This is a genomic window from Halomarina rubra (genome assembly GCF_023699475.1).
Classification (GTDB): Archaea; Halobacteriota; Halobacteria; order Halobacteriales; family Haloarculaceae; genus Halomarina; species Halomarina rubra.
In genome coordinates this window covers 694,846-708,095 of the sequence record NZ_JALXFV010000008.1, presented here as the reverse complement: position 1 = coordinate 708,095, position 13,250 = coordinate 694,846, and the positions used below count along the sequence as shown (strand labels likewise).

Annotated in this window: 13 protein-coding genes; 9 read left to right on the top strand and 4 right to left on the bottom strand. The window is 66.9% G+C overall.

The features are described 5' to 3' along the window. Window positions 1-56: 56 nt before the first annotated feature. The 6 genes from M1L36_RS18675 to M1L36_RS18650 all read left to right on the top strand — a co-directional run bounded on the left by M1L36_RS18675 (window position 57) and on the right by M1L36_RS18650 (window position 6,246). Window positions 57-1,241, top strand: coding sequence for a BMP family lipoprotein (locus M1L36_RS18675; protein ID WP_250875250.1), 1,185 nt, complete (start codon window positions 57-59; stop codon window positions 1,239-1,241). A gap of 42 nt (window positions 1,242-1,283) precedes the next feature. Then, complete coding sequence (locus tag M1L36_RS18670; RefSeq protein ID WP_250875249.1) at window positions 1,284-2,861, top strand: ABC transporter ATP-binding protein; 1,578 nt, start codon at window positions 1,284-1,286, stop codon at window positions 2,859-2,861. Continuing rightward, window positions 2,858-4,216, top strand: coding sequence for an ABC transporter permease (locus tag M1L36_RS18665; protein WP_250875248.1), 1,359 nt, complete (start codon window positions 2,858-2,860; stop codon window positions 4,214-4,216). Before M1L36_RS18670 ends, M1L36_RS18665 begins: the two co-directional genes overlap by 4 nt. After that, on the top strand, window positions 4,209-5,330 hold the full coding sequence (locus M1L36_RS18660; protein WP_250875247.1) for an ABC transporter permease: 1,122 nt from the start codon (window positions 4,209-4,211) through the stop codon (window positions 5,328-5,330). Before M1L36_RS18665 ends, M1L36_RS18660 begins: the two co-directional genes overlap by 8 nt. Before the next feature lie 78 nt (window positions 5,331-5,408). After that, entirely contained in the window at window positions 5,409-5,834 is a 426-nt protein-coding gene (cdd, locus tag M1L36_RS18655; RefSeq protein ID WP_250875246.1) for a cytidine deaminase, read from the top strand. Window positions 5,835-5,901: 67 nt separating this feature from the next. After that, window positions 5,902-6,246 carry a hypothetical protein gene (locus tag M1L36_RS18650; RefSeq protein WP_250875245.1) on the top strand — a complete coding sequence of 115 codons (345 nt, stop codon included), beginning with the start codon at window positions 5,902-5,904 and terminating at the stop codon, window positions 6,244-6,246. 37 nt (window positions 6,247-6,283) lie between these two features. Here the strand turns inward: M1L36_RS18650 and M1L36_RS18645 are convergent, their stop codons facing one another. Further along, a complete protein-coding gene (locus M1L36_RS18645) occupies window positions 6,284-7,060 on the bottom strand; it encodes an SDR family oxidoreductase (protein ID WP_250875244.1) in 777 nt (258 codons plus the stop codon). Between the two features lie 142 nt (window positions 7,061-7,202). Between M1L36_RS18645 and M1L36_RS18640 the strand changes: the two genes are divergently transcribed. After that, on the top strand, window positions 7,203-8,012 hold the full coding sequence (locus tag M1L36_RS18640) for a nucleoside phosphorylase (protein WP_250875243.1): 810 nt from the start codon (window positions 7,203-7,205) through the stop codon (window positions 8,010-8,012). A 47-nt stretch (window positions 8,013-8,059) separates the two neighbouring features. Beyond that, entirely contained in the window at window positions 8,060-8,476 is a 417-nt protein-coding gene (locus M1L36_RS18635; RefSeq protein ID WP_250875242.1) for a rhodanese-like domain-containing protein, read from the top strand. Between the two features lie 336 nt (window positions 8,477-8,812). Here the strand turns inward: M1L36_RS18635 and M1L36_RS18630 are convergent, their stop codons facing one another. Then, window positions 8,813-10,006 (bottom strand): NAD(P)/FAD-dependent oxidoreductase, encoded by a 1,194-nt coding sequence (locus M1L36_RS18630; RefSeq protein ID WP_250875241.1) that lies wholly within the window; start codon window positions 10,004-10,006, stop codon window positions 8,813-8,815. Between the two features lie 160 nt (window positions 10,007-10,166). Next, a complete protein-coding gene (locus M1L36_RS18625; protein WP_250875240.1) occupies window positions 10,167-10,700 on the bottom strand; it encodes an HTH domain-containing protein in 534 nt (177 codons plus the stop codon). A gap of 102 nt (window positions 10,701-10,802) precedes the next feature. On the opposite strand from M1L36_RS18625, the gene M1L36_RS18620 reads away from it, so the two are divergent. Continuing rightward, entirely contained in the window at window positions 10,803-11,714 is a 912-nt protein-coding gene (locus tag M1L36_RS18620; RefSeq protein WP_250875239.1) for an NAD-dependent epimerase/dehydratase family protein, read from the top strand. A 28-nt stretch (window positions 11,715-11,742) separates the two neighbouring features. Here M1L36_RS18620 and M1L36_RS18615 read toward each other — a convergent pair whose 3' ends face one another. Then, window positions 11,743-13,083, bottom strand: a complete 1,341-nt coding sequence (locus M1L36_RS18615; protein ID WP_250875238.1) for a TIGR00341 family protein — start codon at window positions 13,081-13,083, stop codon at window positions 11,743-11,745. Window positions 13,084-13,250: the final 167 nt, after the last annotated feature.

The window sequence follows — 13,250 nt, the reverse complement described above, 5'->3', positions numbered from 1 at the left end:
AAAACGGTGACCTTATTCAACCCTCCATACAGAGCATGAGGTAGGTGTCACACAGTATGGACCGTCGGAAGTTTCTGAAGGGGGTCGGTGTCGCAGGAGTTGTCAGTCTCGCAGGGTGTACGGGCGGGCCCGACGAGAGCACCGAGACAGATGGTGAGAATCAGAGCGACCAACAGCAGGGAGGCACGGGCACCGACACGACGTCGGGCAACGAGAGCGAGTCGACGGGAACCGACTCGACGGACGGCGGGTCCGGCGACGGGTCCGACGTCAACGTCGGGATGGTGTACGCGACCGGTGGTCTCGGCGACGGGTCGTTCAACGACCAGGCCCAGACCGGCCTGAACCGAGCGGCTCAGGACCTGGGTGTCTCGTTCAACGAGTCCGAACCCTCCCAGGTGTCGGAGTTCGCGCGGTTCCAGCAGTCGTTCGCGCAGTCCCAGGACCCCGACTACGACCTCGTCTCGTGTATCGGCTTCCTGCAGGCGGAGGCGCTCACCGAGACGGCCGGACAGTACCCCGACCAGGACTTCATGATCGTCGACGCGACGGTCGACGCGGACAACGTGGCGAACTACCTGTTCGCCGAGCACCAGGGCTCGTATCTCGTCGGTCAGATGGCCGGCCTGCTCACGACCCAGGAGTTCGCCGCCGGTGCCGGTGAGACGAACCCCGAGGAGACGACCGTCGGGTTCGTCGGTGGTGCCGAGGGCTCGCTCATCGGGAAGTTCGAAGCCGGGTTCACGGCCGGCGTCAAGGCCGTCGACTCGAACATCCAGGTGCTCTCGAACTACGTCGGTGGGTCCTCGCCGTTCAACGACCCGACGGCCGGGAAGGCCGCCGCCAACTCGATGTACAACAACGGCGCGGACATCGTCTACCACGCCGCCGGGAACACCGGGACGGGCGTGTTCAACGCCGCGAAGGAGCAGGGCCGGTTCGCCATCGGCGTCGACCGCGACCAGTCGGTGACGAAGCCGAACTCCGCCGACGTCATCCTCGCGAGCATGGTAAAGCGCGTCGACACGGCCGTCTACAACTCCATCGAGGCCGTCGTCAACGGCAACTTCGAGGGTGGGGCCAACACGACGCTCGGTCTCGAACAGGAAGGCGTCAAGGTCGTCTACGGCGACCAGATCGGCGGCGACATCCCCGAGGAGGTCAAGACGCAGGTTTCCGACGCCCGCCAGCAGATCATCGACGGCGGTATCGAGGTCCCGACCGACCCCTCGAACGTCTGAGATTCGCACACAACAACCACGAACTTTGCCACTCTTCCACCGATGACGACCGCCGTCCACCTCGACGGAATCACGAAACGTTTCCCCGGTGTCGTCGCCAACGACGACGTCGACCTCGCCGTCGAGCGCGGCACGGTCCACGCACTGCTCGGCGAGAACGGCGCGGGCAAGACCACGCTGATGAACGTCCTGTACGGCCTCTACAGCGCCGAGGAGGGTCGCGTCGTCGTCGACGAGGTCGAGCGTCACTTCGACACGCCACGTGACGCCATCGACGCCGGGGTCGGGATGATCCACCAGCACTTCATGCTGGTCGACCCGATGACGGTCGCCGAGAACGTCACCCTCGGTTCCGAGCCGCGCAAGTGGTTCGGTCTCGCGGTCGACCGCGACCGCGCTCGGTCTGGTGTCGACGACCTCTGTGACCGCTACGGCTTCGACGTCGACCCCGACGACCGAATCGAGGACGTCTCGGTCGGCGTCCAACAGCGTGTCGAGATTCTCAAGGCACTGTACCGCGGCGCGGACGTGCTCATCCTCGACGAACCGACGGCGGTGCTCACCCCCCAGGAGGTCGAGGGTCTCTTCGAGGTGTTCGAAGAGCTCACCGACCAGGGGAAGACCATCATCTTCATCACGCACAAACTCGGCGAGGCGATGCACGCCGCCGACGACATCACCGTCCTCAGAGACGGAGTGAACGTCGGGAGCGTCCCCGCGGCGGAGACGACCAGAGAACAACTGGCCGAACTGATGGTCGGTCGCGAGGTGCTCCTCGAAGTCGAGAAGTCGCCCGCCGACCCCGGCCCCGAGGTGTTCGCGGCCGACGACATCGTCGTCCGCGACGACAGGGACGTCGAGGTCGTCTCGAACGTCTCGTTCGCCGTCCGGCAGGGCGAAGTGCTCGGCATCGCCGGTGTCGACGGCAACGGCCAGTCACAGCTCGTCGAGACGCTGACCGGCCTGCGCCAACCGACCGCCGGCGGCGTCTCGCTCGACGGCGTGGACGTCACCGACCACTCGCGGCGTCGCCGCATCGAAGACGGGATGGCCTACATCCCCGAGGACCGCCACGAGCAGGGGCTAGTGATGGACTTCGACCTCGTCGAGAACGGGCTGCTCGGCAGTCAGCACACGCCCCCGTACGCCAACCGCGGCCGGGTGAGCTGGAATCGAGCACAGACACACGCCGAGGACATCATCGAGGAGTACGACGTCCGACCACCGAACGCCGAGGCCCGCGCCGGGTCGCTCTCCGGTGGGAACCAGCAGAAGTTCATCGTCGGCCGCGAGTTCGCTCGCGACCCGCGGTTCGTCGTAGCGATGCACCCCACGCGCGGAGTCGACATCGGGTCGACGGAGTTCATCCACGAGCAGTTGCTCGGCCTGCGCGACGCGGGTGCCGGAGTCCTCCTCGTCTCCTCACAACTCGACGAGGTCCGGGGCCTCTCGGACCGCCTCGCGGTGATGCACGACGGGGAGTTCATGGCCGTCGTCGACCCGACGGACGTGACCGAAGAGGAGATCGGCCTGCTGATGGCCGGCGAACGGCCCGACCGGTTCCCCGAAGAGGGCGAACCGGAACCGAGTACGGCCGCGACGGACGGAGGTGAGCGATGAGTTCCGAGGCCGGCTCCGACGGGTCGAAACCGGACCGTTCGGGTACCGAGTGGGGGGACCGCGCACGCGCTGGCCTCGCCCGACTCGTCGAAGCGAGCGCGTTCGAGCGCGCCCTCATCAGCCTCGCGGCGCTCGTCCTCTCCATCGCCATCGGGGCGCTCGTCATCCTCGCGGCGGGCCGGACCGCGACCTGCGAGACGGCCGCGACGACGTACTTCGGCTACGGGTTCTGTTACGACCCGTTCCGAGTGTACGACCGGCTGTTCTTGGGCGCGCTCGGGAACCCCATCAACCCGCTGTTCGACCCGCTCCACGGCAACTTCGCGGCACCGTTCACCGAGGGGTGGACGCCGTTCAACGACCGGCTGGCGTACACGCTGACCGAGACCACCGTCCTCGTGTTGACGGGGCTGTCGGTCGCCGTCGCGTTCAAGGCCGGCATCTTCAACATCGGGACGCAGGGCCAGATGGTCATCGGCGGACTGGCGAGTACGCTCGTCATGCTCGCGCTCGTTCCGGTGTTCACGGGCCTTGCGACGGTCGCGCTCTTGCCCATCGGCATCGTCGTCGGAGCCGTCTTCGGTGGGCTCTACGGTGCGATACCGGGGGCGCTGAAGGCGTACGCCGACGCCAACGAGGTCATCACGACTATCATGCTCAACTTCGTCGCGTCGTCGGTCGCGCTGTACCTGGTCCGCGAGCAGTTCAAGGACCCCGACAGCTTCTCGACGAAGACGAACGACCTCCCGGCGGGCGTCGAGTTCCCACAGCTGCTGTACGCCCAGAACACCGCGTTTTCGGTCGTGGCACTGCTGTTCGTCCTCGCGCTGGTGGCGGCGACGTACTACCTGCTCCGACACACGTCGTTCGGGTACGACCTCCGAACGAGCGGTCTCCAGGCTGCCGCCGCCGAGTACGGGGGCGTGAACTCCGCTCGGACCATCGTCGCCAGCATGACCATCTCGGGGGCGCTCGCGGGCATCGGCGGGACCGTCTACGTCCTCATGTACTACGGCTACTTCCAGCCGCCCGTCCCCTCCTACGGGTTCGACGGTATCACCGTCGCCATCCTCGCGGGGAACAACCCCGTCGGGGTCGTCCCAGCGGCGTTCCTGTTCGGCGTGCTGAAGAGCGGGGCCATCTCCATCCAGACGGACCCGAACGTCACCATCCCCATCCAGCTCGTGGGGGTCCTCAGAGGGCTCATCATCCTGTTCGTGGCGATGCCGGAGTTCTTCCGGCTGGTCGGCAAGCGGTTCACCGACGCCGGTCGTCGCAGTCGCGAGGGCGGCAGTCGGGTCGCCGACGCCGTCCGCTCGGACGGCGGTGTCGCCGGAGGTGAGACCGATGAGTGAGGCGACCGCCGACGCCGGAAGCGGCGAGTCGACGCTCGGAAACACCGACGGCCGGCTGCTCATCGCCGGCGGTGTCGTGGGCGCGTTCGCCCTCCTGTTCGTCGTCGGGACGCTGTTCCCGGACTCGACGGTGGGGACGCTCTCGTACCTCCTGCTCCAGCCGGGGCCGTGGTCGTCGATGCTCACCCTCGCGGTGCCCATCACGCTCGCGGCGGTCGGTGGCATCTTCGCCGAGAAGTCCGGCGTCATCAACATCGGACTGGAGGGGCTGCTCATCATCTCGGCGTTCACCGCCATCTTCGCGGCGGACACGACCGGAAGCCTGTGGGTCGGGTTCGGCGCGGCCATCCTCGCCAGCGTCCTGCTGGCCCTCGTGTTCGCCGTCGTCTGCATCGAGTTCCGCGCCGACCAGATCATCGCGGGACTCGCCATCTGGCTCATCGCGCTCGGGTTCGCTCCGTTCGCCGCCAGAATCGTCTACGGCAGTCCGAACACGGTCAGCCTGACGAACTCGGTCCCCGCGGTGCGTCACGCCGGCATCCCGGTCGTCTCGCCGGTGTTCCAGACGCTGTCGACGACGAACGCGCTGGGGCCGGCTCAGGCGCTCTTCCGTGCGTCACCCTCGGTGTACCTGATGTTCGGGGTCGTCGCGCTGGGGTGGTACCTGCTGAACCGGACGAACTTCGGGATGTGGGTCCGTGCGAGCGGCGAGAACCCGAAGGCGCTCGACACCAGCGGCGTGAACGTCCACCGGGTGCGCTACGCGGCCGTCCTGCTCTCGGGCGTGTTCGCCGGAATGGGCGGCGCTGCGCTGTCGTACAACATCGGTCAGTTCACCGGCAGCGGGCAGACGATGGTCAACGGGAAGGGGTTCATCGCCATCGTGGCGTACCTGTTCGGGAACTACAACCCCGTCGGCGCGATGCTGTCGACGTTCCTGTTCACCCTGCTGGAGGCCATCCAGAACCCGCTCCAGACGGCCGGTATCGGCGTCCCGAGCGACCTCATCGGGACGCTCCCGTACATCGGCGTCATCGTCGTGCTCGCGTTGGTCGGCCGCACTCGCATCCCCGAGGCGGCCGGCGACCACTACGAGACCGGCGAGGACCGCTGACCGGTCTCCGGGTGGCCCCTTCCGGGGCCCGTTTCGGCAGACGGAGGCTATTTCTCACCGCGCCCGGAACGTCGTCCCATGAACGACGCAGAACTCGTCGACCGTGCTCGCGAGGCGTTCGAGGGTGCGTACGTCCCGTACTCGGAGTACCCGGTCGGCGCAGCGCTCGAGACCGCCGACGGCGAGGTGTTCCTGGGCTGTAACATCGAGAACGCGAACTACTCGAACTCGCTGCACGCCGAGGAGGTCGCCATCGCCGAGGCGGTGAAGAACGGCCACGACGAGTTCACCCGGCTCGCAGTCGCCTCCGCGGCCGAGGACGGCGTGACACCCTGCGGGATGTGCCGCCAGACGCTCGCGGAGTTCGGCGACGCAGACCTGCCCGTCCTCTGTGACGAGGGCGACCACATCGCCGAGTACGTGCTGGGCGACCTCATCCCGAACACCATCTCGCTGCAGACGCTCGAAGACGCCGAAGCGAACCGGGCGACCGACGGGAAGTAGTCGCCCGGCAGACCGAGCTATCTCGACTCACGCAACGGCTATCTCCTCGATTCACCTCCCCGTCGTCGTGACTACCGCAGAGACCACTACGTCGGGGCCGTCGGTCGGCGTCCTCGACGTCTTCGCCATCGTCGCCGGCGCGCTCGTGTTCGCGTACGGCCTGTTGCTCGTCTCCGCCTCGCCACTCGGCGGCGGGTGGGTCGCCGCCATCGGTCTCTCGCTGGCGCTCGCGGGACTGTTCGCGACCGAGTGGTCCGGCGAGCGGTTCGGCATCTCGCCGGCGACTCGCCGGACGCTCTCGGTATCGTTCGCCGCCCTCGCCGCCGCCATGTTCGTCTCGTTCGTCGTGGTGAACTACACGGGCTTCTCCGGACCGGAGACCGTCTCCGGGACCGAGAGCGGGTCCGACTGACCGACCGTCGGCACCTCACAGACCGTCTCCGACTCGCTCACTGGGTGTGAGCCATCCCGCCGTCGACGACGAGCGACTCCCCGTTGACGTACCCCGAGAGGTCGCTGGCGAGGTACAGCGCCGCGTCGGCGACGTCCTCGGGTTGGCCGGCCCGTCGCGAGGGGATGGTCTCGACGTACCCCTCCTCGGCTTCGGTGCCGAAGATGGGGACGTCGTCGGTCGTCATCGTCGTCTCGATGAGCCCCGGGTGGATGGCGTTCGTCCGGATGCCGTCGGGGCCGAGTTTCGCCGCCAGCGAGTACGTCAACAGGCGGACCGCACCCTTCGAGGTGCAGTAGGTGACGAAGTCACCCGACCCCTGCAACCCCGCGACGCTGGAGAGGTTGACGATGGTACCGCCGTTCCCGTGGTCGAGCATCCGTCTCGCGGCGGCCTGTGCACCGAAGAACACGCCCTTGACGTTGATGTCCATCAACTGGTCGAACTGCTGTTCGGTGACCTCGGTGAACTCCTCGCCGCGGAAGATGCCGGCGTTGTTCACCATCGAGGTGACGCCACCGAACTCCTCGGCGGCGTCCATCGCCGCCTCCAGGTCGTCGCGGTTCGTCACGTCGCACTCGACGTACGTCGCCTCGGCGTCGGTCTCCGCGGGGACCCACTCGTGGGTCGGCGTCCCGCCCTCTCGCGGGTCCGACTGGATGTCCGCGACGACGACGTCCGCACCCTCACGGGCGAACGCTTTCGCGATGGCACGTCCGTTGCCGCTCGACCCACCAGTTATCACCGCGGTCTGTCCGCTGAGCATGTCACTCATGGCTCCGGTAGGTCACCCCCCGACGCCAATAGTTGTTGGCAAATTGTCACGAACGGAAACCAGACGAGACGTGTCAGTCACGGTGAGAGGACCGCTCGCCGGATAACCGCCCACTTTTACCCGCAGGCGCGGACGTCCGCCCATGAGCGACTCCGACGCCGAGGACGTACAGTACCACATCGAGGTCGGGCCGGGCGACGTCGCGGAGACGGTGCTCCTGCCCGGCGACACCGAACGCGTCGAGACCATCGTCGGATACTGGGACGACGCCGAGGAGGTCGCCAGCCACCGCGAGTACCACACGGTCACCGGCGAGTACGAGGGGACACCCATCTCCGTCACGTCGACGGGAATCGGTTCGCCCTCCGCCGCCATCGCCGTCGAGGAACTCGCCCGGGTCGGCGTGGAGACGTTCATCCGCGTCGGTTCCTGTGGAGCCATCCAGGAGGACATGGACATCGGCGACCTCGTCATCACCGCCGGCGGCGTCCGTCTCGAAGGCACCAGCGACGCGTACGTCCGGGAGACGTACCCCGCGGTCGCGGACTTCGAGGTCGTCACGGCGCTCGTCGCGGCCGCGGAGCGACTGGGCTACGACTACCACGTCGGTCACACCGCCTCCGCCGACTCCTTCTACGTCGGACAGGGACGCGAGGGGTTCAACGGCTACGAGTCCGCCGACGGCGAGGCGCTGTTCGAGGAGATGAAACAGGCCAACGTGAAGAACTTCGAGATGGAGGCCAGCGCCATCTGCACGCTCGCGAACGTCTACGGGCTACGAGCGGGCGCGGTCTGCACCGTCTACGCCAACCGCGCGACCGGCGAGTTCCGGACCGAGGGCGCGGACCGTGCCTCCGAGACCGCGAGCCTCGCGACTCACCTGCTCGCGAAGATGGACGAAGTGAAGGCCGAAGCCGGTGCGGACCGCTGGCACGCCGGACTGTCGCTCTAATCCGAATCGCCGACAACGCTTTCTTTCGGGCGGTCCCGTTGCGGACGATGACCGAACTCCGTCAGCACGCGTGGGACATGGCCGAAGCTGCCGAAGAGCACGTCGAGACGGTCACCGTCACACAGGTCCACGACCGACTCGGCGACGACGACGTGACGCTCGTCGACATCCGTGATATCCGAGAGCTGTGGCTAGAGGGGACGATTCCCGGTGCCAAACACGCACCCAGGGGGATGCTGGAGTTCTGGGTAGACCCCGAGACGGAGTACTACCGCGACTGGTTCGACCCGGACCGACGCTACGTCCTCTTCTGCAACGAAGCGGGACGCTCGGCGCTCGCTGCGAATGTCCTCCGAGACATGGGATTCACCGACGTCGCACACATGACCGGCGGGTTCACCGCGTGGCAGGAGGCCGGCCACGAGGTCGAGGACGTCGAACAGCGAGACTACAAGCGTCGCTGAGCAGTCGCGTCGAGGATAGCGAACACGGCGACACGCACCACTCACACGCGACGGCGCGTGTCGCACTCCGCTCGTCTCGTCGCGTTGCCGTTCTCAGCGCACGGCGACGGTGGTCGCGTTCTCGCACTTGAACGTACGGAGGCGATGCGATGCTGTGCGGATGCTGTGCGGGTGCGGTGCGGAAGCGATGACGCCGACCCGCCCTACCGCGAGCGAGTGAAACGAGCGAGCGGGAACGGCGAACCACCGGAGGTGGTGAGCCGTGGTTTTTGGCCGAGCTTTTACCAGCGAACGAGGCGCGCAAAGCGCGCCGAGTGAGTGCAGTAAAAGGTCGTGTTACATGTCCGGCCACGCCTTCGCGGCGTGGCTCGGTCCGGCGACCTTGTTGATCCAGCGGGCGGCGATGCCCTTCTTGAGCGTCTCGGCGGCCATCCCGTCGAACGGGTTGCCGAGCACCTGCGCGATGGGGATGTCGATCGCCTCGGTAGGTTTGATGTCCTGGGCGACGGCCTCGTCACCGACGGAGACGACCGTCCCCTTGTCCTTGTAGCGCCACTCCTGGAGGGGCTGGTCGTTGATGTCGCGCTTGATGTTCTCGCCGACGATCTCGGCGGCGTCCCAGGCGGCCTGCGCCGTGGGGGGTGCGGGTTCGTCGCCGGGCTGGTCGACCAGCGCGGAGTCACCGATGGCGAACACGCCGGGCTCGCTCGTCTTGAACGACGAGGAGGCGTGGAGCCGGTGGGAGCGTTCGTCCTGCCCGATGTCGAGCTTCTCGGCGACGTTCTGGCCGGTGATGCCGCCGGTCCAGAGCAGCACGTCGTAGTCGAGTTCCTTGTCGTCGCCGACGTAGACGGTCTCGTCGTCGACCTCGCCGATGAACTCGCCGGTGTGAATCTGGATGTCGCGGTCGCGGAGCATCTCGTCGAGCTTCGCCTGGATCTCGGGTTTGCCAGGCGGGAAGACGTTGTCCAGCCCCTCGACGAGATGGATGTCGATGGGTGCGCGGTGCATGTCGCGGAACTCCGCGATCTCACCCGCGGACTGGATGCCCGAGAGACCGGCCCCGCCGACGATGACCTGTGCGGGGTCCGCGCGCGTCGCGTCGCGGGCGGCCTCCTTGATGGCGTCGTGAATCTCGAGGGCGTCCGAGAGGTTCTTCAGCGTCAGGGCGTGCTCCTGGAGTCCCTCGATGCCGAAGAAGGCGGTCTGGGAGCCGATGCCGACGACGCAGTAGTCGTAGTTGACCTCGGTGCCGTCGTCGAGTTCGACGACCTGTTCGTCGGTGTCGACGTTGGTGACCTCCGCCTGCACGAAGCGCGTGCTCGGCTTCTTGATGTCGTCGACGGGGATTGCGATCTTCTCTTTGACCCGCGGGTTGCGGATACAGCGGTGGGCCTCGTGGAGCACCAGGTGGTGGTCCACGTCCGAGACCCACGTCAGGTCGACGCGGTCGCCGAGTTTCTTCTCGATGCTCTTGACCGCGCCTGCCCCGGCGTACCCGGACCCGAGGACCACGACGTTCTCAGTCATGTCCAACTCTCCAACGGCATCGGATACAAAGGCTTTGGATAGAGAACGTGATACGGTGGCGAACGTCGTGTTACCACGGCGAACGGTGCGCACTCGTCGTGGCAGACGTGCCGGGACTGCCGACGACCCGGGGTCGGGCGACGAGTGACGGGCCGGGCGACTAGTGTTCGGGTTCGCCGGCGGGCGCTTCCATCGACGTCGTCGAGACGACGAGGACGTTGCTGGTCTCGTCTTTCCCGTCGACCTCGCCCTCGATGAGCAGCTTCGAGCGCGGCGTCGGGCCGACGGTGACGGTGTCGCCCTTGTGGAACTCGTTGATGGAGCCGTGGAGGCGGATCTCCGCGCGACAGAGGTCGGGGTGGTGGACGCTCGTCAGGTCGATCTCCTGGACGTTCGCGTCGGGGACGCGCTCCCCGTTGTGGAACAGGGGTACCTCCGCGGGTTCGTCGAGGTTCTGAATCTCCAGTGCCTCGTAGGCCGTCGCCGTCGGTTTGTAGCCGCCCTTCGGCCCGGGCACGCCCTCGACCAGTTGCAGCGCTTTCAGCGACTGCATCTGGTTGCGGATGGTGCCGGGGTTGCGGTCGGTCTGGTCGGCGATGTCCTCGCCTTTGACCGCGCGCTCCGAGATGCTGTAGAGGTTGATGAGCTCCTGAAGGATCTCCTTCTGGCTGGACGTGAGCTCTATCGATGACATGCAGTAGGGTTCGAAACTACCGGTGATAAGTCCGACGGTGAGGACCCCCGTCGAGGCCGTTTCGACCGACAAACATTTCCCACGGCATCGAGGCTGTTCGGTATGGAAGACTGCCGGGTCCTCGTCACGGGCGGTGCCGGGTTCATCGGGTCGAACCTCGCTAACGCGCTCGCCGAGGGCAACGACGTCATCGCGCTGGACGACACCTACCTCGGGACCGCGGATAACCTCGACCCAGCCGTCCAGTTCGTCGAGGGGTCGGTCCTGGACGACGACCTGCCGAGCGACGTCGACGTGCTGTTCCACCTCGCGGCGCTCTCCTCGCGGAACATGCACGAGGACGACCCGATGCGCGGTGCCCGCGTCAACGTCGAGGGGTTCATCAACACCGTCGAACAGGTCCGTGCCGACGGTTGCGAGACGGTCGTCTACGCCTCCACCTCCTCTATCTACGGCTCCCAGACCGACCCGTGCTCGGAGGACATGCCGGTCGAAGCCCGCACCGGCTACGAGGCGTCGAAGATGGCCCGCGAGGAGTACGCCGAGTACTACTCGAACTTCCACGACCTGTCGATGGCCGGCATGCGCTTCTTCTCGGTGTACCAGGGTTACGGTGGCGCGGAAGAGCACAAGGGCGAGTACGCCAACCTCATCGCGCAGTTCGCCGAGAAGATCGCCAACGAGGAGTCGCCCGTCATCTACGGCGACGGCACCCAGACGCGCGACTTCACCTACGTCGACGACGTCGTCAGCGGTCTCGAACTCGCCGCCGACGAGGAACTCGACGGCATCTACAACCTCGGGACGGGCGACGCCTACTCCATCAACACGCTCATCGAGCGTCTCAACGAGGTGCTCGGGCGGTCCGTCGAACCGGAGTACGTCGAGAACCCGCTGAAGAACTACGTCCACGACACGAAGGCCGACCCCTCGAAGATGAAGACCGCGACCGGGTGGGAACCCCAGGTCGACTTCGAGGAGGGGCTTCGCCGCGTCTGCACGGCGTACCTGTGACCCCGTGACTGCGGCATAGCCTTTCTACTCAGACGAGCGCGCTTCGTCCCGAGAACGCACCGCCCAGCGCCTCGCTCGACTCCGGTTCCGAACGCGAGTGGTCGTTGTACTGCACGTCGACGACGACCCGTTCGCCGGTCGTCTCCTCGATTCGAGCGGCGAGGTCGTCGGCGAGGTCCGGATACTGTTCGCCGGACGGCCGGCCGACGACGACGCTGACGGTCGGGGTCTCGTCGAACAGCTGGATGGTGTTCACCTCCGTCGAGACGGAGACGAGCGTCAGTTGCTGGTACTCGTCGCTCTGTACGGCGTCGGTGACGACACCGTTCACGTCGTTTTCCAGAGCGACGCTCCCGCCGACGACGCCGCCGACGAGGAGGAGGATGCCGACGAGGACGAAGAGCGCACCCGCGGTGGGGGCGTAGCGCCGGACCGCACCGACCTCGGCGCGCTCCCAAGACTCCGGGCGGTAGCCGAGGTACCAGAGGACGAGAAAGCCCGAGAGGTTGACCGCGACGGCGTTGACGACCAGCAGGAGGAACGCTCCGAGTGCGACCGCCGGAAGCCCCCACGCGATGCCGATGCCGACGGCCGCCGCCGCCGGCACGAGGGCTGCTGCGATCATGACACCGACGAGCGAGACGGGCAACGCCGTCGCGAGTCCGAACGCACCGGCTGCCCCCGCACAGAACGCGACCGACACCGAGAGCAGGCCCGGCGAGATGCGTTTCGCTATCTGTCCGACTGTCGTCACGTCGAGCGCGTTGGGGATGAACCCGCCCACTTTGAGCAACCAGCCGAACGCGATTGCACCCACGATGGCGATGGTGAACCCGACGACCTGTGTTCGGATGCCCATCAGCATCATCCGGCGGTCGTCGAGCACCATCCCGACGCTGGAGATGAGCGCCGACCCGACCTGCGGGGCGATGACCATGGCACCGACGACGACCGCCGGCGAGTCGAGGAGGAGGCCAGCCGCGGCGACGATGGCCGAGAACGCGGTCAGCGAGTAGTAGGTGAGCGCGTTGCGGTACATGTCCAGCGCTTTCGCGCGGATCTCCTCGGGAGCGACCGAGTCGTCCTCCTCGACGCCGGCGACGAACCGGTCTTCGAGTTCGTGGTAGTGTTCGGTCTTGGCGGTCTCGGCGCTCGCGATGATGGTGTACTCGTGGTCGTCGATTCCCGCCTCGCGGAGTTTCCGGAGGACGAACTCGACGGCCTGGGTGGGCAGCGGGAACTCGACGAGCGACCGGTCTCGTCGCTCCGTCGCGTCCTTGGTGACGACGAAGTCGATGTTCTCCCCGTCCAGAATGTCGAAGACCGTGTCGAGTTGGTCCTCGGGGACGAGGAGTTTGATGACGCGCATACCGACCACGGCAACCGCCGGCGGCTTAGCCTTGGTGCCCCGTCGTGTCGCCCGAAACGAAGGCGCTCCGTCCGCGACGGGGGCGACCGTTCGTTCCCGTCGGTCCGGTCGGTCCGGTCGCAGGACGAGCGACCCCTACCCGAACCGGCGACACTTTACCGCCGCGT

What these genes read in the sequence shown, in the direction of transcription:
- M1L36_RS18675 (WP_250875250.1), top strand. Translation starts at nt 57, where the DNA reads ATGGACCGTCGGAAGTTTCTGAAGGGGGTCGGTGTCGCAGGAGTTGTC.
- M1L36_RS18670 (WP_250875249.1), top strand. Translation starts at nt 1,284, where the DNA reads ATGACGACCGCCGTCCACCTCGACGGAATCACGAAACGTTTCCCCGGT.
- M1L36_RS18665 (WP_250875248.1), top strand. Translation starts at nt 2,858, where the DNA reads ATGAGTTCCGAGGCCGGCTCCGACGGGTCGAAACCGGACCGTTCGGGT.
- M1L36_RS18660 (WP_250875247.1), top strand. Translation starts at nt 4,209, where the DNA reads ATGAGTGAGGCGACCGCCGACGCCGGAAGCGGCGAGTCGACGCTCGGA.
- cdd (WP_250875246.1), top strand. Translation starts at nt 5,409, where the DNA reads ATGAACGACGCAGAACTCGTCGACCGTGCTCGCGAGGCGTTCGAGGGT.
- M1L36_RS18645 (WP_250875244.1), bottom strand. Translation starts at nt 7,060, where the DNA reads ATGAGTGACATGCTCAGCGGACAGACCGCGGTGATAACTGGTGGGTCG.
- M1L36_RS18640 (WP_250875243.1), top strand. Translation starts at nt 7,203, where the DNA reads ATGAGCGACTCCGACGCCGAGGACGTACAGTACCACATCGAGGTCGGG.
- M1L36_RS18635 (WP_250875242.1), top strand. Translation starts at nt 8,060, where the DNA reads ATGACCGAACTCCGTCAGCACGCGTGGGACATGGCCGAAGCTGCCGAA.
- M1L36_RS18630 (WP_250875241.1), bottom strand. Translation starts at nt 10,006, where the DNA reads ATGACTGAGAACGTCGTGGTCCTCGGGTCCGGGTACGCCGGGGCAGGC.
- M1L36_RS18625 (WP_250875240.1), bottom strand. Translation starts at nt 10,700, where the DNA reads ATGTCATCGATAGAGCTCACGTCCAGCCAGAAGGAGATCCTTCAGGAG.
- M1L36_RS18620 (WP_250875239.1), top strand. Translation starts at nt 10,803, where the DNA reads ATGGAAGACTGCCGGGTCCTCGTCACGGGCGGTGCCGGGTTCATCGGG.
- M1L36_RS18615 (WP_250875238.1), bottom strand. Translation starts at nt 13,083, where the DNA reads ATGCGCGTCATCAAACTCCTCGTCCCCGAGGACCAACTCGACACGGTC.